Source organism: Gimesia chilikensis (assembly GCF_007744075.1).
Taxonomy (GTDB): Bacteria; Planctomycetota; Planctomycetia; order Planctomycetales; family Planctomycetaceae; genus Gimesia; species Gimesia chilikensis_A.
In genome coordinates, this window is record NZ_CP036266.1 from 3,825,728 (window position 1) to 3,850,335 (window position 24,608).

General features: G+C 52.3%; 22 protein-coding genes. 10 read left to right on the top strand and 12 right to left on the bottom strand.

Features of this window, described 5'->3' with window-relative positions; translation table 11 throughout:
* Nucleotides 1-50: 50 nt before the first annotated feature.
* Complete coding sequence (locus HG66A1_RS14610) at nt 51-1,781, top strand: alpha-keto acid decarboxylase family protein (RefSeq protein ID WP_145185161.1); 1,731 nt, start codon at nt 51-53, stop codon at nt 1,779-1,781.
* 147 nt (nt 1,782-1,928) lie between these two features.
* Here the strand turns inward: HG66A1_RS14610 and HG66A1_RS14615 are convergent, their stop codons facing one another.
* The 5 genes from HG66A1_RS14615 to HG66A1_RS14635 form a co-directional block, all read right to left on the bottom strand.
* Nucleotides 1,929-2,105 (bottom strand): hypothetical protein, encoded by a 177-nt coding sequence (locus HG66A1_RS14615; protein WP_228030422.1) that lies wholly within the window; start codon nt 2,103-2,105, stop codon nt 1,929-1,931.
* Nucleotides 2,106-2,440: 335 nt separating this feature from the next.
* Nucleotides 2,441-2,710 carry a hypothetical protein gene (locus HG66A1_RS14620; protein ID WP_145185164.1) on the bottom strand — a complete coding sequence of 90 codons (270 nt, stop codon included), beginning with the start codon at nt 2,708-2,710 and terminating at the stop codon, nt 2,441-2,443.
* A gap of 271 nt (nt 2,711-2,981) precedes the next feature.
* A complete protein-coding gene (locus HG66A1_RS14625; protein ID WP_145185167.1) occupies nt 2,982-4,286 on the bottom strand; it encodes a GspE/PulE family protein in 1,305 nt (434 codons plus the stop codon).
* Between the two features lie 104 nt (nt 4,287-4,390).
* Nucleotides 4,391-5,278, bottom strand: a complete 888-nt coding sequence (dapA, locus tag HG66A1_RS14630; RefSeq protein WP_145185170.1) for a 4-hydroxy-tetrahydrodipicolinate synthase — start codon at nt 5,276-5,278, stop codon at nt 4,391-4,393.
* Nucleotides 5,279-5,356: 78 nt separating this feature from the next.
* Nucleotides 5,357-6,277 carry an NAD(P)-dependent oxidoreductase gene (locus HG66A1_RS14635; protein WP_145193791.1) on the bottom strand — a complete coding sequence of 307 codons (921 nt, stop codon included), beginning with the start codon at nt 6,275-6,277 and terminating at the stop codon, nt 5,357-5,359.
* A 344-nt stretch (nt 6,278-6,621) separates the two neighbouring features.
* Here HG66A1_RS14635 and HG66A1_RS14640 point away from each other — a divergent pair, with 344 nt between their 5' ends.
* Genes HG66A1_RS14640 through HG66A1_RS14650 form a run of 3 tightly spaced genes read left to right on the top strand, consistent with a single transcriptional unit; the run spans nt 6,622 to nt 8,816 of the window.
* Nucleotides 6,622-7,086 (top strand): hypothetical protein, encoded by a 465-nt coding sequence (locus HG66A1_RS14640; protein ID WP_145185197.1) that lies wholly within the window; start codon nt 6,622-6,624, stop codon nt 7,084-7,086.
* Between the two features lie 60 nt (nt 7,087-7,146).
* Nucleotides 7,147-8,088, top strand: a complete 942-nt coding sequence (locus HG66A1_RS14645) for an aminotransferase class IV (RefSeq protein ID WP_145185200.1) — start codon at nt 7,147-7,149, stop codon at nt 8,086-8,088.
* Between the two features lie 47 nt (nt 8,089-8,135).
* On the top strand, nt 8,136-8,816 hold the full coding sequence (locus tag HG66A1_RS14650; protein ID WP_145185203.1) for a class I SAM-dependent methyltransferase: 681 nt from the start codon (nt 8,136-8,138) through the stop codon (nt 8,814-8,816).
* Between the two features lie 8 nt (nt 8,817-8,824).
* Here the strand turns inward: HG66A1_RS14650 and HG66A1_RS14655 are convergent, their stop codons facing one another.
* From HG66A1_RS14655 to HG66A1_RS14670, 4 genes are all read right to left on the bottom strand, one after another.
* A complete protein-coding gene (locus HG66A1_RS14655) occupies nt 8,825-9,919 on the bottom strand; it encodes an EF-hand domain-containing protein (RefSeq protein WP_197997148.1) in 1,095 nt (364 codons plus the stop codon).
* Nucleotides 9,920-10,098: 179 nt separating this feature from the next.
* The gene (locus HG66A1_RS14660) at nt 10,099-11,850 is read right to left on the bottom strand and encodes a hypothetical protein (protein WP_145185209.1); all 1,752 of its coding nucleotides are present in this window, start codon (nt 11,848-11,850) and stop codon (nt 10,099-10,101) included.
* A gap of 234 nt (nt 11,851-12,084) precedes the next feature.
* Nucleotides 12,085-13,047: a S1C family serine protease gene (locus tag HG66A1_RS14665; RefSeq protein ID WP_145185214.1), complete on the bottom strand. Its 963-nt coding sequence runs from the start codon at nt 13,045-13,047 to the stop codon at nt 12,085-12,087.
* 74 nt (nt 13,048-13,121) lie between these two features.
* Nucleotides 13,122-14,231: a cytochrome c gene (locus HG66A1_RS14670; RefSeq protein ID WP_145185217.1), complete on the bottom strand. Its 1,110-nt coding sequence runs from the start codon at nt 14,229-14,231 to the stop codon at nt 13,122-13,124.
* A 566-nt stretch (nt 14,232-14,797) separates the two neighbouring features.
* Between HG66A1_RS14670 and HG66A1_RS14675 the strand changes: the two genes are divergently transcribed.
* A complete protein-coding gene (locus HG66A1_RS14675; protein WP_145185220.1) occupies nt 14,798-15,271 on the top strand; it encodes a hypothetical protein in 474 nt (157 codons plus the stop codon).
* A 124-nt stretch (nt 15,272-15,395) separates the two neighbouring features.
* Here the strand turns inward: HG66A1_RS14675 and HG66A1_RS14680 are convergent, their stop codons facing one another.
* Nucleotides 15,396-17,363: a sodium:solute symporter gene (locus HG66A1_RS14680; RefSeq protein WP_145185223.1), complete on the bottom strand. Its 1,968-nt coding sequence runs from the start codon at nt 17,361-17,363 to the stop codon at nt 15,396-15,398.
* 169 nt (nt 17,364-17,532) lie between these two features.
* On the opposite strand from HG66A1_RS14680, the gene murD reads away from it, so the two are divergent.
* The gene (gene murD / locus HG66A1_RS14685) at nt 17,533-18,954 is read left to right on the top strand and encodes a UDP-N-acetylmuramoyl-L-alanine--D-glutamate ligase (protein WP_145185226.1); all 1,422 of its coding nucleotides are present in this window, start codon (nt 17,533-17,535) and stop codon (nt 18,952-18,954) included.
* Here murD and epmB read toward each other — a convergent pair.
* Complete coding sequence (epmB, locus tag HG66A1_RS14690; RefSeq protein WP_145185229.1) at nt 18,951-19,958, bottom strand: EF-P beta-lysylation protein EpmB; 1,008 nt, start codon at nt 19,956-19,958, stop codon at nt 18,951-18,953. The two genes, murD and epmB, sit on opposite strands and share 4 nt — an antisense overlap.
* Before the next feature lie 240 nt (nt 19,959-20,198).
* On the opposite strand from epmB, the gene efp reads away from it, so the two are divergent.
* From efp to miaB, 3 genes are all read left to right on the top strand, one after another.
* Nucleotides 20,199-20,771, top strand: coding sequence for an elongation factor P (gene efp, locus HG66A1_RS14695; RefSeq protein WP_145185233.1), 573 nt, complete (start codon nt 20,199-20,201; stop codon nt 20,769-20,771).
* 262 nt (nt 20,772-21,033) lie between these two features.
* Entirely contained in the window at nt 21,034-21,249 is a 216-nt protein-coding gene (locus tag HG66A1_RS14700; protein ID WP_145185236.1) for a hypothetical protein, read from the top strand.
* A gap of 92 nt (nt 21,250-21,341) precedes the next feature.
* Nucleotides 21,342-22,880, top strand: coding sequence for a tRNA (N6-isopentenyl adenosine(37)-C2)-methylthiotransferase MiaB (gene miaB / locus HG66A1_RS14705; protein WP_232106839.1), 1,539 nt, complete (start codon nt 21,342-21,344; stop codon nt 22,878-22,880).
* A gap of 6 nt (nt 22,881-22,886) precedes the next feature.
* Here miaB and HG66A1_RS14710 read toward each other — a convergent pair whose 3' ends face one another.
* A complete protein-coding gene (locus tag HG66A1_RS14710; protein WP_145185239.1) occupies nt 22,887-23,786 on the bottom strand; it encodes a TIGR01777 family oxidoreductase in 900 nt (299 codons plus the stop codon).
* A gap of 106 nt (nt 23,787-23,892) precedes the next feature.
* Here HG66A1_RS14710 and HG66A1_RS14715 point away from each other — a divergent pair, with 106 nt between their 5' ends.
* Nucleotides 23,893-24,585 carry a phospholipase D-like domain-containing protein gene (locus HG66A1_RS14715; protein ID WP_145185242.1) on the top strand — a complete coding sequence of 231 codons (693 nt, stop codon included), beginning with the start codon at nt 23,893-23,895 and terminating at the stop codon, nt 24,583-24,585.
* The last annotated feature ends 23 nt before the right edge of the window (nt 24,586-24,608 follow it).

Sequence of the window (24,608 nt, forward strand, 5' to 3'; positions counted from 1 at the left end):
ATTCATTGATATTCTCATGCAACCACTCATCTTGCAAGGAAGGGTTTGTGATGGCAGCTCGCAAAACAGGCACCAGATCAGGTGGAACCAAGTCCCGGTTACCCGCAAAAAAAACAACCACAAAACGTTCGGCAAACAAGCAGAACGGAAAAGTACATACGATTGGCAGTTATCTGATTCAGCGTCTGCAGGACTACGGAATTACCGATCTGTTCGGAATCCCGGGCGATTTTGTGCTGCAGTTCTATGGGATGCTGGAAGAGAGTCCGATTCGTGTGATCGGAACGACACGCGAAGATAACGCGGGCTACGCCGCCGACGGATATGCCCGCGTGCATGGCTTGGGGGCAGTCTGCGTCACCTACTGTGTGGGGGGCTTGTCGCTGTGTAACTCGATAGCTGGGGCCTACGCTGAAAAATCTCCTGTGATCGTCATCAGCGGCTCACCAGGTATGACAGAACGTGCCAGCGACCCCCTGTTGCATCACCGGGTCAAAGATTTTCACACCCAGCGGGATGTCTTCGAGAAAATCACGGTCGCTTCTGCCGTCCTCGATGACCCGATGACGGCTTTTCATGAAATCGATCGCTGCCTGGAAGCCTGTGTGCGTTTCAAGCGGCCCGTTTACCTGGAAATCCCCCGTGACTGCGTCCATACCAAAGCGATTGTCCCCCATATTCCGGACGACAGCCAGGCGGAGAGCGATAAAAATGCACTCCGCGAGTCACTGGAAGAAGCTACCGAACTGCTCGAAGCCAGCAAGAAGCCGGTCATTGTGGCTGGTGTTGAACTGCATCGCTTCGGGTTGCGGGAAGAGGTCCTCAAATTCGCGGAGAAGCACCAGATCCCGATGTGTGCGACCATTCTGGGGAAATCGGTTGTCAGCGAATTACACCCTTTGTACCTGGGCGTCTATGAAGGGGCCATGGGGCGCAACGAAGTGCAGAAATACGTCGAAGAGAGCGACTGTGTGATTCTCCTCGGCACCTTCATGACAGATATTAACCTGGGCATCTACACCGCGCACCTCGATCCCGGCAAATGCATCTACGCTACCAGCGAGAAGCTACGAATCAGCTATCACCATTTTCACGATGTCGTCTTCTCGGACTTTGTGAAAGCACTGCGTAAGCAGAAAATGAAAGTGGTGAAGCGAAAAATTCCGGATCAGGTCCGTCCGCCGCAGATCGATTTCGAAGTGAATCCAACTGCGCCCGTGACCACAAAACACCTGTTCCAAAGCATCAATCAGATTTTGAGTGACGATACGGTCGTAGTGACGGATGTCGGGGACTGCCTGTTTGGGGCCGTCGATTTGACTATCAGCACCCATACCAAGTTCCTGAGTCCCGCTTACTATACTTCCATGGGGTTTGCGATCCCGGCTTCGATCGGAGCCCAGGTCGCTAATCAGGAACTCAGGCCGATTGTTCTGGTGGGAGACGGTGCGTTTCAGATGACCTGCCTGGAGCTCTCAACGGCCCTCAAGCTGGGGTACAATCCAATCGTGATTGTGCTGAATAATAAGGGCTACATGACCGAACGTTTTCTGCAGGAGGGGCCGTTTAATAATATTCCCGACTGGAAATATCATAATATTACGGATCTGATCGGCGGAGGCTGGGGCTTTGAGGTCAGCACGGAAGGCGACCTGGAGAAGGCACTCAAAGCGGCGCTGGCCAATACGGACAGCTTGAGCGTGATTAATGTCCATCTGAAGCCGACGGATGTCAGCCCTGCCTTGACGCGGCTGGCTGAGAAGATGTCCAAAACACTCTAATCTGGTGGCCTGAAAACGTAAAAAAGCCGGGCGAGAGTCCCGTTCTCATCGTCCGGCTTGAGTCCTTTCGCATGCAGATTTCGGCACAAGGCGCGAAATCTGCGTGAGTTACTACGAAAGGGTCCCCCCTGTTGTAACTGGCAGCGATTATTGCTGCTGCTGAGCTTCGTGCTCGAGCTTGTATTGTTCCAGTACTTCCCGCTGGTTGTACAACTGCTCTTCGGGGCCGGCCGGGAAGAACTGTACGTCATCATTCAGGTAGTAGGCTGAAGGCAATGTCTGGCCTCCCAGGCTGGTCTGGCATCCAGAGTTTGCTAATCCCATCAGTGCTAAACCCAGTACTCCAACAGTTGACCAATTTTTAAGCTGGCGAATCACCATGATTGTCCTCGGAAAGTAAAGTTGTCGAATGGCACCTGTCGGGGAGAAACGGAAACAGGGTAAAACAAGTGCCGGTAATACCTTGGGATCAGTCTGTCCATAAACTTAATCCATCATTTCAACGGGAAATGACTGGCAAGGTCACGCATTACTATCATGTGTGTACTTCTATTATCGACAATCACGGCCGGAATCTTCGGTACAATCTGCGTAATCGGACAATATTTTGTATCAAGCACAACTGGCGGGCATAGATATGGCGTCTACGAACCTTATGTTCAGTTGGTCGATGTGGCGTTGTCTGAACTCTGCACCGACTTCCGCTCCTGCTGATATTGTTCCAGAACTTTCCGCTGATCATTCAGCTGGTCTTCAGCACTGATTGGAAACATCTGCACGACGTCCATGCTGTAAAACTCATAATGGTGTGGGACCGCCCTTTCGTGAGGCTGACGCACCATCTGGTTCTGGATGCTGGTAAACGTGATGACAGTGAAGAAAAGTAAACCGGTACTGAAGAGAACGAGTTTCTGGCGAGCCTGCATCATAACCTCGAACTGCAAATGAGAGAGAACAGTCACCCCGCTGCTGTGAGAGGTGACCTGGATTGGAAGGGACCAAAGGGTTACTCTCGGCAAGAGCAGTGCCCTCATCCGCGAGCGAAGTGGAGCAACAATAAAAAACAGAGGCTCCATCAGCAGAGTATCGGTCGCTCCAATCGGAATCTTTAGCGCAGTCTGCCTGGTGTGCCAGTTAATGAGCAGGCGCACCGGGATTGCAGAACTCACTTTTTTCAGTTGGATCACATCCGCAAGACTATCAGCCCTGCTTGAACGCCCGTTGCAGTTCTTCCAGAGAAGTCTTGCCTTCCGCGACCAGACGGATACCGTCTTTCTGCATTGAAGGCATATCCTGTTTTTTTGCCAGGGCTTTGATTTTGGCGGGATCGCCGCCAGCAATGATCAGTTGCTTCATCTCATCGGTCATTTCGATGAATTCCAGAAGCAGAGTCTGTCCATAGTAGCCGAGCCCGTCGCACTTTTCACAGGGTTCGATTTCGTTGCCATCTTCATCCACGGTTTCACGCGGCGGACGATACAGCATCTTGGTCGTTTTGGGTAACCCCATCTTGGCGATCAGTTTAGGATTGGGACGGAATGCTTCTTTACACTTGTCACAAAGTGTGCGGATCAGGCGATAGCCTACGACACACTTCAGTGAATCCACGCCTTTCTCGACACTGCCTGCCAGTTTGCAGAACTTCATCATCCCGGTAACAGCGTCTTTGGCTGAGATCTCTGCAATCATCGTGATCTCATCTTTGACCCCCATGATGCTGCGGACATAGTCTTCATCGGTAATGGGCTTCAGATAAATGATATCTGCTTCCATACGGATGATTCGCCGCAACTCATCGTCAAACGTATCTCCCTCTTTTTCATCCAGGGTTGCGATGTGGCTGAACTCGCGATGCTCCGGTTCTGCCAGAGCGAAGATCGTATACTGGTAGGCGTCAACAGATCGCACCACACCAAAGGTGGTGGTGGTCAGTCCTGAATTCGGGGGGCCACTGACCAGAATCAATCCGTTGCGACCGGTGCTCAGCGAACGAATGCGTTCTTTCAGCTCCTCGGTAATCCCGATATCGTCTGCGCGATCCAGGGGATGTTTCACGTCGATGGCTTTGATTGTCAACCGTTCGCCCGCAGGTGTTGGAGCAGTGGCGACCCGCAACTGGTAATTCACCTCTTCCAGTTCCGCATTCACGCCCCCCTGCTGGGGACGTTTCCGTTCCTGGATGTTCAAACCGGAGAGCAGTTTAATAATCTGCACTACAGCCATACCCTGTTGTTTGGAAAGCTTGGGGCCCGGGTTTGGTACGCCATCCACGTAAAAGGCCACCTGATACCGTTCACCCTTGGGTTCAAATCGAATCATCTGTGCCCGCAGAGCCAGCCCGTCGGTGATGATATTCTTGGCGGGCATCAATCCCGCTTTGACCAGACGTGCATTGTCTTTCAGATTCGCGGGCTGTCCATTTAACGCCCCCTGGAACGAGACCGGTTCGATCTCTTCTTCGAGTTCTTCCTCTTCATCCCGGGACTTTCCAAAACCAAAGATCACAGGCGTTACCTCTTATATTAATCGGAGTGAATATCTGGCGGGCGATCGTAAATCAGACGATTTCGACCAGTCTCTCAGCACTGGTACCCATTTTAACAGAAACCTTACAGCAGGCCATAATCCTGCAGCGTTTTCTCGAGCACCTTCATTGAGTCGGCATCCAGTTGTGTCATGGGGAGACGGACTTCACCATTGTCGCGCCCCAGTAATTGCATGGCTGCTTTGATCGGGATCGGGTTTGTCGCCAGTCCCAGCAGGTTACGACAGAGCGTAAACAGCCTGTAGTGCCATTCGCGGGCCTTGGCGAGATCGCCGGCATTGAATGCCGCCAGCATCGCTTTGACGTCCGCGGGAACGATATTACCGACGACCGACACAACCCCCTTGCCTCCCAGCGCCATTAGTGGCAGAGTCAGGCTGTCATCGCCTGAGAGAACTGCCAGGTCGCAGGAAGAAAGGATATGCGAAGCCTGATCCATCGAGCCGGTAGACTCTTTGACGGCAACAATATTCGGGATTTCGGCGAGGCGAATAATTGTTTCCGGCTCGATATTCTTGGCAGTCCGGCCGGGAATGTTATATACGACGATCGGCAGTTCAACAGACTCGGCAATTGCTTTGTAGTGCTGATAAAAGCCTTCCTGGGTCGGCTTGTTGTAATAAGGGGCAACATGCAGAGCACCGTCGGCACCAGCCTGCTCAGCGTACTTGGTCAGCTCGACTGCCTCACGGGTACTATTGGAACCGGTGCCTGCCATGACTTTAATCCGGCCGGCAGCCTGTTTGCAGACGATGGAAATGACCTGTTTGTGTTCATCGTGTGAGAGTGTGGGAGATTCTCCGGTTGTTCCCACCGGACACAAGGTGTCGGTTCCCTGCTCGACATGGTAATCAACCAGCGCCTGTAAGCCGCTTTCGTCGATTTCGCCATTCTTGAACGGGGTGATCATTGCCACCGAAAGACCTGCAAACAGGTCACTTTGATTCGCCATGCTTATCTTACCTTATTGGAATTTTACTGTCCGGTTTGATTCTGTCCGACCAGTTCGATTTCATTTAAATGCTTGAGACTAGGAGCGGTTTTCCCAGTCGACGTTCGACAGGGATGCCAGTGCCAGCTGCAGGGCGTGTGTGCCGTCGCGGCCATGTCCCTGTGCCTGGACAGCCATGTAAAGCTGATGTCCCAGGGCCAGCCCGGGCAGGCTCAGGTTCATCTTTTTAGCTTCTGCCAGGGCAATTCCCATGTCTTTGATGAAGTGCTCTACGAAAAAGCCCGGATCAAAATTATTGTCCATGATCCGCGGTCCCAGGTTGGAGAGCGACCAGCTGCCGGCGGCACCACTGCCCACCGACTGCAGAACCGTAGGCAGGTCCAGACCCGCTTTATAACCATAGAGCAGCGCTTCGCACACGCCGATCATGTTGGTGGCGATGAGAATCTGGTTCACCATTTTCGTGTGTTGACCGGATCCTGCTTCCCCCTGGTAGACAATCGTTTTGCCCATGGCGTCCCAGCAGGGTTTCAATGCGTCGACCACAGCTTCGTCGCCACCGATCATGATGGACAACGTGCCGTTTTTCGCTCCTACATCCCCACCGGAGACGGGAGCATCCACGCTGTAGACACCTTTGGTCTGAGCGGCTTCCGCGATTTCCACAGCCAGGGAAGGATCGCTGGTGGTCATATCGACCAGGATCTTACCCTCGGAAGCACCGGCGAGTGCTCCGTCTTCACCGAGAATGACTTCCCGGACGTCAGTTGGAAAACCGACGATAGAGAAGATGACATCGGCTGCTTCTGCGACCGCTTTGGGAGAGTCAGCCCAGGAGGCCCCTTTCTGAATCAGCGGCTCTGCTTTGGATTTACTGCGATTATAAACCGTGGCTGAGAAACCTGCATCCATCAGGTGTCCCACCATGCTGGCTCCCATGACTCCGGTTCCAATCCAGCCAATTTTTGTTGTTCCCGGTTGAATGGTCGGTATCGCCATAAAATCAATCCCTTTGTCTTTTAAATCAAATTCGTCAATATACTTACAATCATCCACTCGATTTCCAACTGGAGATCGTAAAAAAATGATTGCCATATCTCAAGTTAGCACAATATTTCCCACTGGCAGTATATCGAGCTGAGACTCAGATGTCATATGACTGGTTCATTTTTTTGCGAACAATTGACGTCGGCATGCGAGTTTCTGAGCTGTTTTACAGGGGGAAAGCAAAAGAAACTTGCATCACAGTCTGGAGCGAGGGAGAATTTGGCAGATGAATCGCTCCCTGCCCCTCCCCACGCAGTTCAGGTTGACTAATTTTCAGATAGAGAGACAGGTTTGTGATGAAGATCAAGAATGTGGCGTCAGGGCTGGTGATTTTAGCAGCGTTGACCATGCTGCTGCCCTCCGCAGCCCGGGCTCAGTGCAGTAATTACCCTTGTGGACCCGACGGGGCACCCCTGCTGCAGAGACTGACGCCGCAGGGATTTATGGGTGCCGATTTTCGAGGCAGCTGCGCCCAGCACGATCAGTGCTACCAGATACCCGGAATCAACAGGCGTTATTGCGATTTGCAGTTGAAGCAGGAACTGCATCGCCGCTGTGAGTGTTCTGCCTTTCCACTCGGCTGCCGCATGGTGGCCAACACGATGTATATGCAGGTCCGATTGTTTGGCAGACGGCCTTACTTGAACTCACAGTACCAGTCGCCTTATCATAACCCATCGCCTTACTATGCACCGCCTCCGGTTTATTCGGCTCCGGCACCGGTTGCCTATCCAGCGCCTGTCGTCTATTACGGATACTAGCGGAAACGGTAGGGCTGACTTACTCTCTATATTCCCTCTCGCATAGTACGAAGTCAAACGATGTCCGAGCCCCAGGCTTATCTGAACGGCGAAATAATCCCCCAGTCGCAAGCCCGGCTGGCAGTTTCGGATCTGGGAATCGTCTATGGTGCGGCCGTAACCGAAATGGTACGCACATTTCAGCAGCGTCCCTTCATGCTGGATGAGCATCTGCAACGCCTCGAGTCTGCCTTGGACTATGCCTGCATCGATACACCAATGTCCCGATCCGAGCTCAAACAGATCTGTCTGTCGCTGGTTGAACAGAACGCTTCTCTGCTCTCCACCGAACAGGACCTGGGATTGACGATCTTTATTACCGCAGGTCAGAATCTGCCTTACCTGGGGCTGGCAGCCCTGGAACAGTGCCGCACTCCCACTGTTTGTGCCCACACCTTCCCACTCGCATTTGAGCTGTGGGATCAGAAATATACCAGCGGTCAGTACCTGATCCGCTCGGAAGTGGAGCAGCTCAATCCCCGGGTCTTTGATCCGCGGGTAAAGTCCCGCAGCCGGATCCATCTGTTTCGTGCCGATAAACTGATTCGCAAACAGGTTCCCGCAGCGAGTGCCCTGCTGTTTGACGAACAGGGATATGTTGCGGAAACCACCATCGGGAATTTCTTCCTGGTCCAGGACCGGACGATCCTGACACCCCGTCCGGAATATGTTCTGCAGGGGATCAGCCAGATGATGGTGGCCCGATTAGCGAAGCAACTGGGACTGGACTATGTGGAAACAGATATTTCTGAAGAAATGCTGCTTCAGGCAGATGAAGCATTGACGTCCTCCAGTGGCTATTGTCTGATGCCCGTTACGCGTTACAATGATCATTTCCTTTCAGAAGGAAAGCCGGGCCCCGTGTATCAGCAGATGATCGCCGCCTGGAGCCAGGAAGTCGGAGTCGATATTGTCACGCAGGCGCAGCAGATTGGCGCAGCCCGCCGTGATAAACTTTCCTGAGCTATTGTTAAATTTCTGTCGTTTGATTGAATCCCGGGAACCTGGACGTGTCGCATTATCTGGAATTTTTTAAACAGTTTCGAACGACATTTGAAACAACCGGGGCCATCGCTCCCAGCAGCCGGTTTCTGGCCAGCAACATGGCGGAGCCGATGAAACGCCATCAGGGCCCCAAGAAGGTTCTGGAGATCGGTCCGGGTACCGGCGCGGTGACCCGCGAGATCGTCAAACAGATTCGCCCGGAAGATTCACTGGACCTGGTTGAACTGAATGAGAAGTTCGTCGAAATTCTGCATAATCGGTTCGATGCCGAACGTGCTTTTCAGGAAATCAAACACCTGACCTCCATTCACAACTGCCCACTGCAGGAGTACGGCGTTGGTGAGGAGTACGATTACATCGTCTCTGGACTGCCGTTGAACAATTTTCCGACCGATCTGGTGAGCGAAATCTTTCAGGCCTACTTTCGGTTGCTGAAACCGGGGGGAGTGCTCTCGTATTTCGAGTACATGTATGTCCGACCGGTTCGCAAAGTCGTATCGCGTGGTCCCGAGAACGAGCGGATTTGTCAGATCGATCAGATCATGCGGAGCTATACCAGCCAGTACCGGATCCGTACGAACTGGATCTGGTTCAACCTGCCTCCCGCCTGGGTTCAACACCTGCAGAAAACAGACAGCCCGCCACCATTGATTGAACAGGCGGCGCCTCAGGAACAAAGCTCCTGAGTTCAGGCTCAGTCTGCTTTTTTCTCTGTGTCCTCGGTTTTGGATTTATTTTCCGGTTGATCCGCTGCAGGTCGTTTGGGTTCCTGGAGGGAAAGCGGAATTCGGGTGCGCTGTCGGCTCCGTGATTCCCCACCTGCAATTTCACTCCGATCCAGGAAACCGTCCCGGTTACGATCGACTTCGTCAAACCAGCGGTTAACCTGCTGCAGTTCTTCTTTGCTCAGTTTTCCGTCACCGTTCTGATCAACGAAACGTATGAAGGCCGGCCCAGAGCGAGGAAAGTTTGTCCCAAACCGTGGGCGGGAGCGTTCCTGCATCTGCAATTCGGGACGCTTCATTTCACCATCCTCTTCAGCTGGTTTTCGGCTACGCTCCCTGCTCTGCCGTTCGGGACGTTGTGCAGGACGGAATTCCGCCATCACTTTCATGAATTCTTCCCGGGTCAGTTCCGCATCACCGTCCTTCCCGGCTCGCTCATAGAGCCGTTTAAGGAAGGGACGAATTCGCTCGGGGGCTTCGTCCAGCGTCAGTTTATCATCACCGTTGGTATCCAGAGACTTAAAAAAACGTCCGGCCCGTTCCTGGGAGTTCATGTTCGCGCCTTCGGGGCGAGGCGGACGTCCGTTTCCCAACATACGTCCCATGCGCTGCATTTGTTCGAGTGATATTTCGTCGGTATTTAATCGTTGGAACAGCGGTTCCATTCGTTCGCGTAGCGGCTCGGGTAACTCGTCTTTCGAAATCTTTTTGTCGCCGTTGCGATCCAGCTGACTCAGGAAGCGGTTGTAGAATCGGGGCCCCTGATCGAATCGGCGTTCTCCGCCGGGCTCGAATTTCTGATCTTCTTTTTTCAGACCGCCTGTAAACTCGTCCTTTGTGAGTTGACCATCCTTGTTTTTGTCGCCTGAACGCAGGAGAAACTCAAAGAAGCGCTGCTTCCCTTCAGGAACTTCATCTGCCGAGATCGTGCCATCAGCGTTTTTATCCAGTTGCTGGAATACCTTTTCTTGCGCTGATGATTCTTCTTCAGGTGCTGCCGAGAGGGGGCTGAGCGAGAAACCAGTCAGACCGACGAGAGCCAGTACGGGAAATAAGCGTTGCATGGTCGTCACTTTCCTCAAAACAACGGGAGATTTACAGACGATAACAGGCATTAAGCTGCCATTATACGATTAAACCCGTCGCGTGTCGAAAAGTATTGCAGGAACTGAAATATTCGTTTGCGCATGAAAAAACCCGGTGAGTGACCTCACCGGGTTAAGCGATTGTTCAGCAATCAAATTCAGTTCGCCCGTTTCTTGGAAAAGTTAGAACTGAAGAATCCCTGATCATCGGGGATTGTGTATCCGCCCGTGACAGGCAGGTACTTCTGGAAGAATGAGAACGGTGGCAGCTTGGAAAGATCGAGCCCTTCCACCTGAATCTGATCCTGGTTTTTCTTGATCAGGTCATACAGGGCGTGCAGCTGTGCGTCTGCATTCTGGTAGTTGATGATCGAGGTTTTTTCGGGGAAGTTTTCCGCGATCTGCTTATAGTTCGGATTGTTGATCAGCGAACCGACTCCCCGATCCTTCCGCAGAATGCTTTCAATCTGTTTGACATCGTTGGAGATGAACAGCTGGTTTTCTGCGATGCAGAAAGCAGCATCAGCGGGAGACTTCAGAACAGCAGCAGGCAACTGATACAGGGTCGTGCCCTGGAATTCGCGTGCCTGCCCCGGGAAATCATCCCGCGTGGTCACCGATGCGATGATTTTCTGGAATGCATCAGAGTTTTTGAGCCCCAGAGCAACGACAAACTGACCAGACATTTGAGTCAGGTCAATCTGCTCACCTTCTTTGATTTCGGTCGCAATCTGAATTCGACCGCTCAGGTTATCAACGATGTCCTTTTTGATGTGAATCTTGGGGCCATCGGGATTGTCAGCCATCTGATCAATGATGGCAGCCAATGCACCGGGACGCCCCTGGAATCCATCGAAGAGGGTTTCGATCGAATCGTAAGCACCAGTGATGCTCCAGTTGATTGAATAGTAAGACGAGACCTTGTCTGAAACCCAGACTGGAGGCTGCTGAGCAATCGCCGGGCATTTGAAGATATCAATGATGCCGGACGTGGGCTGATCAACGTAGGTAAAGGTTTTCGTGATCGCGTCAAAATTCTTGGTAGCAACATAGCTGGAACCGCCAACAGCTTTCAACTGAGTGATCCCCAGTGCGGGCAGGAATCCCTGAACCATACCGATCTGAGGATTGACACGGCTGGCTACTCCCAGGATCGACTGCAGCGCGCCAATCGGGTTCATGTACCAGTGCATGACAGCAGGCGCATCTGCATCAGAACATTTATCGATGATGTACTGATACTCTTTCTTGCTGGACAGTGTTCCCTGTGCCTGGCCATCCCAGCGGCCGAGAACTCCTTCAAGGATTTTGTCATCATTGGAAGCGACAAATGTTTTATCCTTCAGGAAGTAAGCGAATTTTTTAGCCAGGGGAACTTTGACAGGACCTTCATCATCACCTTCTTTTTCGAAGGAAAAAATGGTGATCTTGGTGCCGTCGACACTGCGAACCGTTCGTTCTGCACCTTCCTTGTCGAGCCCCTCAGCGGTTTTTTCCAGAATCTTCTCAACGATTTCGCCGCTCTCGCCATACTCGACGAAAGCCAGACCGCCGAATTTGCCTTCATCACTTTTGACGAACGCGATGGCGAATTCTCCGGAGGGAATGCTGAGAACATTACTCAGGCCCAGGTTGGTCTCTGCCTCGAACAGTTTCGAGTATTTTTCCACAAGCTGGATGAGGTCTTTTTTCATGTCAGCGAAGGCGGGATCACGGACCATTTCCGCCATCGAGCTCTGTGCCCACTTTTCTTCCAGCAGTTCTACATCCGGAATGGAGAAGTAGAGCATGGAATCATCGGGGATCCGCTGCACGGCAGTGACCCGGTTTTGAGCAGACGTGTCTTGCGCGGAGAACAGGAACATCGCCTGCATCAACATGAAAGTGAAAAACAAAAGTGGCTTTCTCATGGGAGCCTTCATTCTTTCTCTACCTGAGGGGATTTAAAAATTTTCGCGCTGGATCAACTCTTCCAATCTGTCGAACCACCAGAGCGCAACAATTTCGGTAACTGTTAATTTGTAGCAAGTCTGAAATATCTGACAAGATCAACCTGCAATCAGACTTTCAACGTTGGCCCGGAAGTCTGCATAGCAGCAGGCAGGGACATTACCTGCCTGAATGAACGCGGGTTGCAGGAATTTTTATTTACTTTCATTTTCAGCAGATTTTCTGCGCGGTGCGTCAAAGTAACGATAACCGGTATTGGGGCTGGTTTTATCGAACGCAAACGCATCACGGTTATCCAGAAAATGTTTGACATAGGAAATCGGAATCGCAAAGCCCAGACCTTCTCCCAGGATCAGCTTCATATTGGTGACGCCGATCACTTCGCCGCGAGAGTTAAACAAAGGCCCACCGCTGTTTCCCGGATTGATTTGCGTTGTCGTCTGAATATAGACGATCCCCTGCATGTTCCGGTTACGCGTACTGATAATGCCGCGCGAGACGGAGCGTTCCAGTCCCAGCGGGTTTCCAATTGCAAATACCTCTTCTCCTTCACGCTGGGAATCATCCTCAGCCAGGTACACCTGCCGGAATGGAAAGTCTTTTTGAAGAGGAATTCTCAGCAATGCCAGATCGAAAAATGGATTCAGAGCAATGATTTCGACATCCTTGATCTGTCGTCTCTGGAATTCACCACTTTTCGTCCGATGGAAAATGGTGACGGCGATTCGCGTCTCTTTTTCAACCACGTGATAATTGGTGACACAGTAGCCGCGGTCATTGATAATGAAACCGGAGCCGAGTCCACTGGGTGTCTGCACCAGCGTGACCGCCTCGCCGTAGATGCGAGCCAGTTCTTTGATGCTTTTCGCGGGCAATTCCGCGACGGAATAAAATTTGTCTTTACTCTGGGAAACACTGGTTTTATTGGAAGACATTGATTCCGACTTGGTGCGGGAGCGGATTTGATCGCTGGGAATCCGCAGCACTTCAATGCCGATGTCTACCAGCAGATAATCTGAGCCCTGCTTAAGTACATCCCCCTGCACTTTGTGACCGTTGACCAGTTCGATAACATCCGCCTGCGCCGGAATGGAAAGACAGAGAATCGTAATCAGCAGGCAGGTAATTCTTTTCGGGCAGCACCAGTTGTCAATCATTCCGTCGATTTCCTCTCTTCTTAGCGGCTGTCAGACCAGAAACGCGGCGAGTCGTTTCGCCTTGAGGGATGTTTTTACTCTTTGTATTCGCTATGGCATTCCGTGCAGGATTTGTAGACCCGGGACATTCCCTGATCAAACTCCTGGAAATTGTCGTTCTTGGCAGCTTCCACCATTTTCAGGCAGGCTTCCTGCATCGGATTGGCATGCCCCAGGAAGCCTTTGTCATCGACATAGCCGTAACCTTCCAGTGTGATGATCTTGGAAATCGCTGCAAGCAGGTGTGCTTCTTCGATGACCTTCTCTTTTTCTGCTTTGAGGGCATCTGCACTTCCGACATTCGATTTGAGCCATTTGTAGGCGATATCAGCGCGTTTCATCAGATCGCCCATTGAGGCGACTTCGGCGATGGGTTTCTTATCGTCAGCTTCAGGCAGTCCCGCAGGGGCACTGCCGTTTAGAATCACGATAATCTGTTCGTAGGGAACTTGCATGGCGCGATAGGACTTGGCACCACGCATCAGCGGCTCTGCTGTGAAAGCGGCTGCCAGCTCCCGCAGATACTTGGCATTCTTTTTCCAGCCGACATCTTCTGAATGCTGATTCGCAACTTCAGCCAGTGCCGCCAGGGTTGCAGTAAATGTGGGTATCTCAAGATAGCTCGTATTATAGGTGCCGACCGACTGCATATTCTTGGTCAGACGATTACGAATGTCTTTGACCTGCGATTCCAGAATTGGCATGGGGATAATTGTTTTCCAGTCCGCGCCTGAACCGCCGCCGGCACTCGCCTGTGCAGTCTCCGTTTTCATTTCTCCCGCGGGAGCAGGAGTGGTATTGGCTGCGACATTGTTTCCAGGTAGAGCAACGGGCTGAACTGACTGATTATCGCCCGCGACAGCCAGCGGATTGTCAAACCAGACATCATAGGGGATCCCGTCGATCATTTTCTGCCCGTCATTCGCCGGGGCAGGTGTCGGTTTTGTTTCAGTTGGCGTTGATTGTGCTACCTGTGGAGTCGCTGCAGCCGGAGCGGGCGTCTGGGCCTGTTGTTGAGCTGGCGCGGGGGCAGGAGCATCATTTCCACCACATCCAGTGAACAGGAACAGTGTGAGTAACGTACCTGTGGCCAGTGAGAAGTTGCGAATTGGTTTTCGATACCTGTGCCGAGATGGCTTGTTCATGGATGACTCCCTCAAGTCCTTGAAATAAAACCAATTAGATTATGTGTGATCTTCGCGGGAGATGCAACTCCAGCTTGCCCAGTTTATGAAATTGGTTTTACAGGTCTGGATGGACCCTCTGGTGCCTCACCCTCAGCAAATCATGGAAACCATGTGTCTAATGAACCAGGCCATGCTTCCAGACCGGGGATTACCTGACTGTAAGCATCCCCAGCTGTAAAAATATTCCGATCAGGATAAGCGGGTGCGTTTGGTTGTTTGCGTAAAAATATGGCGGACGGCCCTTGTCAACTCAAACTCCACTTATTATTTCTGACCATTATCAGGTGCGTAACTGGTACCGGTTTTTCACACACACAGTTGAAAAAGTCGAGACTTCCCACTTGCGGAAGTTATACTTGAGTGGTGGACAACCGAGAAAAAATTCGTTTCCTGACTATTCAATAGCCTGTTATTGACTTCTGGAGAATTAACACAGGCGCGTTGTTGGGGACACACAACATTGATTTTTATCAATCAGCTGCCATCATGGAGTTCACCCTGGTAGCAAAAGGAGTAAATGAGAGATGAACAAGATTGTTTGTTACACGTTGGGCATGATTGCCCTCACCCTTACAACAGCTCAGGCTCAGGGCCCTTCCCTCAATTTCGGTCAGGGATTCCTGCTGAGTCAGACAACAGCTCCGCCTCCGGCACCTCCTGCTGTTCTGCCTGAACCAATGCCCGAGTTGACCCCTCAACCTTACGAACACCACGTTGCTTCCCCTGCGATTCCCATGTTTGACTGTGTCAAATACAGAAAAACCAGGAACATCGCTCCCTGCTCAAATCCGAAGATTGTCACCATTGTCGATCCCTGTGCTCCCAAGAAAAGCTGTTGTGAGCCAGGCTGTGTTGCTGTCGAAATCTGTGCTCCCGAATGTGCCTGCGAGTGCGTTCGTTGCAGCAAAGATGGTCGCCGCAAAGTATTTGACTACGGGAAATATAAAGTGGTCGTTGAATCTCATCGTGGTAAAGTTGTTGTGACTTACCGCGACTAAATAGAGCTGAAACAGCTTCATCACAATTTCGAACAGCCAGAAACGTTTTTGTTTCTGGCTGTTTTTTTCGCACTTACGATCTTAGATGCCTGTCAGCGCGAACTCCATATATTCAGCAGCAGGATCAGGCGAGTTTCGACAGCAGGTTCGTCAGGAAGATAATCGCAGCTACACCACACCAGGCCAGAATGAACCCTCCCAGATCCTGAAACGTAGGTTTGGGGATTTCGATGTCTTTCGAATTCGGGAACATCTTTTGTCCCATCGGCTCTGGTTCCGACGGCAGCGTACAGGGCGCATCGATTTGCTCATCCAGTTTCACGGGGGTATGCATCAGCTTGTAGAAATGATCCAGTTTTTCCTGTGGCTGGCGTGGCGTAATGAAACTGACAAGCACTCCGCTGAGGATCGCCATACTCATGAAGAAGAACATCTGCCAGACATCCCGCATTTCAGTGGGAGATTTAAACATATCCTCAGGCAGAATACCGGAGTTATAGAGTACGTCTGCATGGAAAGCGACGCCGATCCAGACCAGGATGCCGGTCAAAGTCGAAACCCAGACGGAAATCACATTCCAACGCCGCCAGACAATGCCGATCCAGAGGCTGATTCCAATACAGGCCGGCGTTTTGACGATGATTTTCAGCGCATGAATGATGTCGGTAAATGTGGTCTGGAGAATCAGGGCGAGAATCACGATCACCAGGCCGGCAATTCGACCAACCCAGAGATAATGCCGCTGCGACTTATTCTTCACCATACATTTGCGATAAATGTTCTCAGTAAACAGGCCACTGGAAATAATCATCTGGGCGTCACTGGTACTCATCACCGCCGCCAACAGCGATGCCAGCAGCAGCCCGATTAATCCCGGTGCGATTCGCGGCAGGATATCGTGGGCAGCCATTCCGAAAAGTTTATCAGCGAAATCACGGTCTGCACTATCGACTTTTTCTTTTTCCTCAGGAGAAAGTGCGTTGTATTCGGGGCTGGCACGCATCACGAGTGACTGGTAGACCGCCTGATCTGCCGGATCGGGTGAGTCTTTCAAAGGACTGCTGTCACCCATGTACCAGACGATGCAGGCCAGTCCGGTGAACGTCCAGGCGACCGTGCAGAATCGTTTTAGGAAGTTCCCTACCGTGAAACCGAAACGGCCTTCATATTCCGTCTTCCCTGCACCACAGACGCCCATAATATGGGGCTGGATTACGATCCCGGCCAGTGCGGTGACGGACAGCATAAATACGTAAAAGGGAGTGATCGGTTCGCCCATCGTGGCAGCCAGTTCCGGGCTGACGGTCAAATCCAGCATCCCTTTTTTAAGGTCGGCATTCTGGTTCAGTTCGCCGAATCCGCCTATTTCATAGAACACAAACGGGAGCAGGAGAAACGAAAAGATGATCGTTAGAATCCCCTGGATAAAGTCTGTGATAATCGCTGCCCCCAGACCACCGGCCATGCCATAGATCACGAACATGACTGTGACTGCCAGAATCGCGTACTCATAGCCCTGCAGACGCCGTTCGGTAATCTGAAACGACTTGGTTTCCGTGTTCCATTCCGCTGCCGGTACCATGAAGTTCGCTTCGACGGCGATGCGGTCCAATTCATTTCCCGTCAGGGCATCCACCATTTTTCCGGTACCGAACAGTCCCCCGGCAATAAAGGTGATCGAGATGGCGATACCGTAAAAGGAATACAGCACCGCGGTGGGGCCATTAAAGCGGGTTTCGAAGAAGTCGGCGGTCGTCAGGGCCCGCATGCGGCGCATAATCGGAGCGACGATCCAGTAGAAAGGCGTTGCCCAGAGCCAGAGAAACTGCCACCAGATCCCCGCGAGTCCAGCCCGCCAGGTTCCCGCGACCACGCTGATGGCCTGCTCACTGCTGGTTCCCGAACCGAAGGCGAAGAACATCATGAAGACTTTGCCGAACCGGCGGCCCCCCATGAAGAAGTCGGTCATATCTTTTACTTTTTTCACCGACCACAGACCAATGGCGAGAATGACGACGAAATACAGACCCAGTACAATCCAGTCTGCAGTATGGAGCCCGAGCCAGGTATTCGATTCGGCGGCGATTAACATAGGCCTGTCCTCTTAATCAGGAGCCTTTGGTAAATTTTGTTTCGAAATCAGCCTACCGCGGATTTATGAAATATGCAAACCTACTGATACAAGGTCACTTTGAATATCCAGCGAATGCCGGCACGACAGACCCTCGCCTGCCAGCAACTCAACAGATGAAACCGCGCACATGTCCCTGATTCCCTTTCACATTCAAAACCAGAACCTGCAGGACCGACGGGTTACCGTTCTGGGGTTGGGCCGGTTCGGGGGAGGCATCGCTGTCACTCGCTTTCTGGCAGATCAGGGAGCACAGATCACCGTCCTGGATAACTTGAGCGCGAGTGAGCTGGAACAGTCACACCAGCAGTTAGCGGACATCCAAGGGATTCGTTATTTCCTCGGGGAGAAAACCCAGGAATTACCAGCCACAGACCTGCTGGTACTGAATCCCGCGATTCCCCCGCAGCATCCCCTGCTCGCTCAGGCGGAGCGGGAACAGATTCCCGTGACCAGCGAAATCGAACTGTTCTGGCAGTTGAACCCTGCACCCATAGTCGGGGTCACAGGCAGCAATGGAAAATCAACCACGACCGCGATGATTCATTCCGTCTTTTCCGAGTCAGGCAGTACTTGCTGGTTGGGGGGCAATATTGGTGTCAGCCTGTTGCCGCAGGTTGAACAGATTCAACCCACAGACTGGGTCATCCTGGAATTGAGCAGCTTCCAGTTACATGGTCTGGATCGTTTACAGCTGAGTCCCCAACTGGCAGTGGTGACCAACTTCAGTGCGAATCATCTCGACTGGCATCAGTCCCTCGAGCATTATCGGCACGCGAAGCAGACAATCTCACGCTGGCAGACCGCGGATGAAACAACCATCATCAACGGCGATGATCCTGATTTGAGAAACTGGGACTACCCGGGAAACGTACTGAGGTTTGGCAGCGATGCAGCGCTGAACACGGATGTACTGGTTCAGGAGCAGGGTTTTCATGTTGACCAGTTCGAGGGGATTTTTCAGCCCCAACTTTCTGTACCAGGTTCGCATAATCGTTTGAATGCTGCCGCTGCCATTACAGCAGGACTTTGTATTGACCTGGAACCAGCAACAATCCAACGGGGACTGGAACGTTTTCAGGGCCTGCCACATCGCCTGCAGTTTATCGGGGAACATGCCGGTCGGCGGTTCTATAATGACTCACTGGCGACCACACCTGAGTCGGCCATCTGCGCACTGGGAGCGTTTGAGTCGGGAAAGATCATTGCCCTGGCGGGGGGCTACGATAAACAGGTCGACCTGACCCCGTTTTCCCGGGAACTGCTCTCGCGTACGAAAGCAACCGCCCTGATGGGAGATACCGGAGTCAAACTTGCAGGGCTCATGTCGAGTCTGCGGGTTGAGGCACAGTCGTTCGCGACGTCAGTGATTTCAGAACCGCAGGATTCATTTGAGAACGCATTTGACTGGGCCTGGCAGCAGTCTGCTCCCGGCGACGTGATTCTGCTCTCGCCGGGCTGCGCCAGTTATGGCTGGTTTGCCAACTTCCAGGAACGCGGGGCGCGCTTTGAAACGTTATTTCAGAATCTTGCAAACGCCGCTAATACTTAATCTGTCAGCGGAGTTTTGTGCGGCTCTCCACTGATCTCCCGCACATACTGCGGGACCGCGTAGCCTGGCAGACGGGTACGCAGTTCGCGAATCAGCGTCCTGCCCTGTTCTTCCGGGACTTCAAAGTGGGCCACACCGCTGACGCGATCCAGTTGATGTAAGTAATAAGGCATCACTCCCAGATTGATCAGCTTTTCGCACAAGGCTTCCAGAGTATCCACATCATCGTTGATCCCTTTGAGCAGCACCGCCTGATTCAGAGCTGGGATACCAGATTGCATCAGTTGCTGAATCGCCTGTTCAACGTCACCTGAAATCTCCCGGGGATGATTGGCATGGATCACCATCCACACAGTGGTCCCGGCAGATTTGACCTGTTCCAAGATCTCGATCAGCCCCGGATGGATACGATCCGGCAACACAACAGGGAGACGGCTATGAATTCGCAATCGTTTGACGTGCGGTAGCGCGGCAATCCGTTCACAAAACACGCGCAAGCGGGCGTCGGTCAACATCAGCGGATCACCGCCACTGAGAATGACCTCATGCAGGGATTTGTCCTGCTCCAGGGCCTGCCAGACCGACTCCCATTCCGCGAGGGTCCGTGGCTCCTCTCCATAAGGGTAGTGTCTGCGGAAACAATAACGACAGTGTATCGCACAGGCCCCACTGGCGATGAGCAATGCCCGACCCTGATATTTCTGCAGTAGACCGGGAGTCGACCTGACCTGTAAATCGCCGACCGCGTCGAGACGGAAGCCAGGGACCTGTTCCTGTTCGTTCAGATGCGGGAGCACCTGTCGCAACAAGGGATCCTGGAGATTTCCCGGTTCCATCCGTGCCAGAAAACTGGGGGGAACCATCAATGGGAACAAAAGGGCACTTTTTTCCGCAGCAGGTAACAGCGCCTCTGGCAGATCCAGACGCGCCAGTAATTCACGTGGATCGCGAATGGACTGCGCCAGTGATTGCTGCCAGGTGGTTTCCGGGAGTGTAGAAGACATTAACGCCAGTATTTCCAGTGGTTTAAACGAAAATCCATGCCCTGCCTACCGAAGTAATGGTACGGGATCATTCCCGTTCGCTAACGAGGGGCTGTAGAGGGATGCCAGGGGGACAAGAATTGCCTTACAATTCGCCTGCTCTCCGTTTGCAACGGCTGAAAGATATGTTATTCTCTCGCCCTTGGAAATAAAACTCAAACGTATTTTTTACCACTCCATCATTGTCAGAGAAATCAAGTAATGCCACAAATCAGTACAGGCGATTTTCGCAAGGGTATTAAAGTTATTGTCGAAGGTGATCCATACGAAATGATCGAGGTCAATTTCGTCAAGCCGGGTAAAGGACAGGCCCTGTATCGCACCAGGTTGCGTAATCTGCTGAAGGGCACCATTCTCGACCGCACTTATAAGAGTGGTGGTGAAAGCCTGGAACAGGCTGATATTCGCAAGGGAGACGGTCAGTTTCTTTATAAAGATGCGACCGGTCTGCACTTCATGGACAATGAGACATATGAGCAATACGCCATTGATGAAGCCGTCTGTGGTAACGCCGCTGATTACCTTCTGGATGGAGCCATCTGCAGTCTGCTGTTCTGGAACGATCAGCTGATCGGCATGGATCCCCCACAACAGGTGATCGTGGAAGTCACTTACACTGAGCCTGCTGCAAAAGGTAACACCGCAACCAACGTTACCAAGCCAGCGACTGTTGAAACAGGTGCTACGGTGAACGTTCCCGCCTTCATTAATGTGGGCGAAAAAATCAAAGTTGATACCGCCACGGGTTCCTATGTGGAACGCGTCCGCGAGTAATTCCGAACCTGCCCTGCCTGAGGCGGGTCTGTTTCAGGCAGGATTTCAGGGCTGATTTGCCATAAATGCTTAGTTTTTATGATTCTTTTGCGTAGGTTTCATGAAACTGGGCAAAATGATATTGAATTATTAACAGGTGTTGCCAAGAATACCTGAACGATCTTCGTATCAATAGATATACGAAGCGCTTAAAGGAGTATACCGCCGGGTCGTCACTGATAATTCGCTGCAAGCGCCACCATGGATCTCAGGGAGGATTGACATGGATGTCTGGAATTTGTTTTTGTATGTCGTTGCATCACTGTTAGCGTTGAAATCGCTTGCCTCACTGATGTCTCACCATAAAAAAGTCGTCGTCCAGCAACTGGCAATCGAGTATACGCAGGAACTCGCCCCCAAAGGGAAGAAATCCCAGGGTCAGACACCCGACCAGCATTCAGAGCTGTCTCCCGCGGACCAGAACGCTTCAGCAGCCTGAGACTCATCTGCTCTGTTTCTGCCCTGATTTTCGTGGGAACTTCAAGGCTTTCTGGATTGGCCTTTCTCTCAATTGAATAAGTATTACAGTTCATGTCTCAATCAGAAGAAATCACGCAGGAAGTTCCACCAGCAGTCCAGGCAGATTCCGCTCCGGATGCGGTGGTGACCGACCACAACCATAAGCTCTACATCGAAACCGTCGGCTGTCAGATGAATATGCTGGACAGCGAGCTCGTGGTAGCTGACCTGCGTAAACGGGGATATGAACTGACCCAGAACGTCAAAGAAGCGGAGACCGTTCTGTTCAACACCTGCAGTGTCCGCGAACACGCAGAGCATAAGATTTACAGCTCTCTGGGGCGGCTTCGCTACGGTGCCCGTAAGAACCCCAAAAAAGTGATCGGCGTGATGGGCTGCATGGCTCAGAAAGACCAGAAGCTGATCTTCCAGAAAGCCCCCCAGGTCGATTTCGTAGTCGGCACCGGACAACTGGCACAGGTCGCCGACCTGATCGACAAAGCGCGCGTGAATCATAGCCAGAATAAACGCAGCCGGGAACTGGCTGTCGGACTGGGACGAAAAGACGGCAAGCGGGATGAGATCACCAACAGTTTCCAGAGTTACGATCCGCTGCGTGATCCGGAGATGCGACCTTCGCCTTACCAGGCATTCGTCCGCATTATGATCGGCTGCGATAAATTCTGTTCCTACTGCGTGGTCCCTTCGACGCGCGGCCCCGAACAGAGCCGTTCACCACGAGAAATTCTGTCCGAAGTCAAAGTACTCGCCGATCAGGGAGTCAAAGAGGTCACACTGCTGGGACAGACCGTCAACAGCTACAAACACACGCAGGACGGAAAACTCTTCCGCCTGTCTGACCTGCTCTACCTGATCCATGATGTCGCAGGCATCGATCGTATCAAATTCGTTACCAGTTACCCCAAAGACATGACCAACGACCTGCTGGAAGCAATCCGGGACCTGCCCAAGGCAACCCGCTACCTGCACGTCCCGCTGCAGCATGGCTGCGACGACGTTCTGAAGCACATGAAGCGGGGATACACGGTCGAAGATTACCGGGACATGATGCAACGCATCAACGAGATTCTGCCCGGCTGCTCGGTTTCCAGCGACTTCATCGTCGGTCATCCAGGTGAGACTGAAGAGTCACACCAGAAGAGCCTGGACTCAATTCGCGAATTCCGGTTCAAAAACAGCTTCATCTTCAAGTACAGCGAGCGTCCTGGAACCAAGGCGGCCGAGCGATTTGCCGACGACATTCCCGAGGATGTCAAAAAACGCCGTAATAACGAAATGCTCGATCTGCAAAACGAAATCAGCGAAGAAGACAACGCAGAATTCATCGGCAAACAGGTTGAAGTGCTGGTCGAAGGTCCGAGTAAGTCTGCCCTAAAGGCCAGCGATAACGTATCCAAAGAATCGCTGGCGGAACAGTTGATGGGACGTTCCAAGTGTGACCGGATTGTGGTCTTCGATGGAAATCCCCGACTGGCTGGTTCGCTGGCTGATGTCGAGGTGATCGACGTGACCCCCACGACGCTGATCGGGAATATCATTACCCGCGAATACCAGCATCAGACCGGTGCATCGCTCCCCATCCTGCAGTAATCTGAACTACAGAACGCTGCGGAATGCATCTTCCAGTTGCGGATACTGGAACTGAAAGCCCGCTTCGTTCAGCTTTTTCGGAACCACCCGGGCACTGGTCAGCATCAGTTCCTGTCCCATCTCGCCAAACGCGGTTTTGACGCCCCACGCAGGAACGGGAAGACAGGTCGGACGTGACAGGACCTTTCCCAGGGTCTTTGTGAATTCCAGATTGGTAACTTCATCCGGGGCGACAAAGTTGACCGGTCCTGCCAGCTCGCTGTGGTTGAGGCAGAACTGCAATGCGTTAATCACATCCGGCAGTGCGATCCAGCTCCAGTATTGTTTTCCCGAGCCGAGCCTGCCTCCGACGCCCATTTTGAATGGCGTCAGCATCTGTCCCAGTGCCCCTCCCTTGCGGTCGAGAATCATGCCGAATCGCATGTTGACGACACGGATGCCCGCATCCTGGGCTGGTAAAGTGGCCTGTTCCCATGCCTGACAGACATCGGCCAGAAACCCTTCTCCCCGTGGACTGGACTCATCGAGTCGTTCCTCACCACGATCTCCGTAGAAGCCAACTGCGGAGGCGCAGAGAAAGACGGTCGGTTTCTGTTCCAGTGTCGCCAGCTGACTGGCCAGCAGGGAAGTCGATTGAAAACGACTGTTGAAGATTTTCTGTTTCACTTCCGGGGACCAGCGTTTGCCGGCTATATTGACGCCCCCCAGATGAACCACTGTGTCTACACCATCAAATGCCTGGGGCTCCAGTTGTCCCTCTGCAGGATTCCACACGACCGAAGTCTGTTGTGTATCTGGTGACTGCTTGCGGACCAGGCGGACGATTTCACAGTCGGGTTCTGCTTCGAGTCGTTGACATAACGCCGAACCGACCAGTCCGGAACTTCCTGAAATGAGAACTTTCATGAGAGTGTCTTTTCCAATCCCTGGGGAATCGCTACTATAAAATATTGAGTGCGCAAAGCTTGCACTGCCTGTCTTTATTGTAGCCTGCCCCCGGTAAGAGACCATCATGGATCGTTCACAAATTCGAAAGATGCTGCTGCAGACGTTTGAAGATTTTCAGATGACCCGCAGTGAACGCTCCGCTTTGAATCAGATTTTTGATCATCTGAACCTCTCAGACCACCATCTGGCTCTCATCCGTGCTGAGGCGTTTCAGATCTTCAAAGATCAGCAGCCGGTCCCCGGTATGCGTGAAAAAAGCCTCGGCTGGCTGGAAGACGTGATGAAGATCCTCTCGCGGCCGGCCAGTGAAGATTCTGCCATGAAGTCGGAAGCCTGGTTCAGTCCACACGATGAATGTGCCCATCGCATCTGCAGAATGATTGGCTCAGCGACTCGTCAGATCGATATCTGTGTCTTCACAATTACCGATGACCGTGTTTCCGAGGCGATACAGGAAGCGCACCGCCGCAGTGTCTCGGTGCGTATCATCTCCGATGATGATAAATCCTTTGATCCCGGTTCCGATATCGACCGTCTCTCGCGTGCCGGGATTCCGGTTCGCATTGACCGCAGCCAGTATCATATGCATCATAAGTTTGCACTCTTTGATTCGAAATACGTACTGACCGGCAGCTACAACTGGACCCGGAGTGCGTCTGAAAAAAACGAAGAGAATTTTATCATCACCAGCGATCCGGCGCTGCTGTTTCGCTTTGAATCCGAGTTTGAAAAGTTGTGGAACCGCTACGACAACTGAAGATGTTTACGCCCTGAATAGTG

Coding starts and splice junctions, on each gene's coding strand:
- epmB (WP_145185229.1), bottom strand. CDS start 19,958: ATGTCTTCTACACTCCCGGAAACCACCTGGCAGCAATCACTGGCGCAG.
- HG66A1_RS14700 (WP_145185236.1), top strand. CDS start 21,034: ATGGATGTCTGGAATTTGTTTTTGTATGTCGTTGCATCACTGTTAGCG.
- HG66A1_RS14675 (WP_145185220.1), top strand. CDS start 14,798: ATGAACAAGATTGTTTGTTACACGTTGGGCATGATTGCCCTCACCCTT.
- HG66A1_RS14620 (WP_145185164.1), bottom strand. CDS start 2,710: ATGATGCAGGCTCGCCAGAAACTCGTTCTCTTCAGTACCGGTTTACTT.
- HG66A1_RS14645 (WP_145185200.1), top strand. CDS start 7,147: ATGTCCGAGCCCCAGGCTTATCTGAACGGCGAAATAATCCCCCAGTCG.
- HG66A1_RS14615 (WP_228030422.1), bottom strand. CDS start 2,105: ATGGGATTAGCAAACTCTGGATGCCAGACCAGCCTGGGAGGCCAGACA.
- HG66A1_RS14715 (WP_145185242.1), top strand. CDS start 23,893: ATGGATCGTTCACAAATTCGAAAGATGCTGCTGCAGACGTTTGAAGAT.
- HG66A1_RS14670 (WP_145185217.1), bottom strand. CDS start 14,231: ATGAACAAGCCATCTCGGCACAGGTATCGAAAACCAATTCGCAACTTC.
- HG66A1_RS14660 (WP_145185209.1), bottom strand. CDS start 11,850: ATGAGAAAGCCACTTTTGTTTTTCACTTTCATGTTGATGCAGGCGATG.
- HG66A1_RS14635 (WP_145193791.1), bottom strand. CDS start 6,277: ATGGCGATACCGACCATTCAACCGGGAACAACAAAAATTGGCTGGATT.
- miaB (WP_232106839.1), top strand. CDS start 21,342: ATGTCTCAATCAGAAGAAATCACGCAGGAAGTTCCACCAGCAGTCCAG.
- dapA (WP_145185170.1), bottom strand. CDS start 5,278: ATGGCGAATCAAAGTGACCTGTTTGCAGGTCTTTCGGTGGCAATGATC.
- HG66A1_RS14640 (WP_145185197.1), top strand. CDS start 6,622: ATGAAGATCAAGAATGTGGCGTCAGGGCTGGTGATTTTAGCAGCGTTG.
- HG66A1_RS14710 (WP_145185239.1), bottom strand. CDS start 23,786: ATGAAAGTTCTCATTTCAGGAAGTTCCGGACTGGTCGGTTCGGCGTTA.
- murD (WP_145185226.1), top strand. CDS start 17,533: ATGTCCCTGATTCCCTTTCACATTCAAAACCAGAACCTGCAGGACCGA.
- efp (WP_145185233.1), top strand. CDS start 20,199: ATGCCACAAATCAGTACAGGCGATTTTCGCAAGGGTATTAAAGTTATT.
- HG66A1_RS14665 (WP_145185214.1), bottom strand. CDS start 13,047: ATGATTGACAACTGGTGCTGCCCGAAAAGAATTACCTGCCTGCTGATT.
- HG66A1_RS14680 (WP_145185223.1), bottom strand. CDS start 17,363: ATGTTAATCGCCGCCGAATCGAATACCTGGCTCGGGCTCCATACTGCA.
- HG66A1_RS14655 (WP_197997148.1), bottom strand. CDS start 9,919: ATGCAACGCTTATTTCCCGTACTGGCTCTCGTCGGTCTGACTGGTTTC.
- HG66A1_RS14610 (WP_145185161.1), top strand. CDS start 51: ATGGCAGCTCGCAAAACAGGCACCAGATCAGGTGGAACCAAGTCCCGG.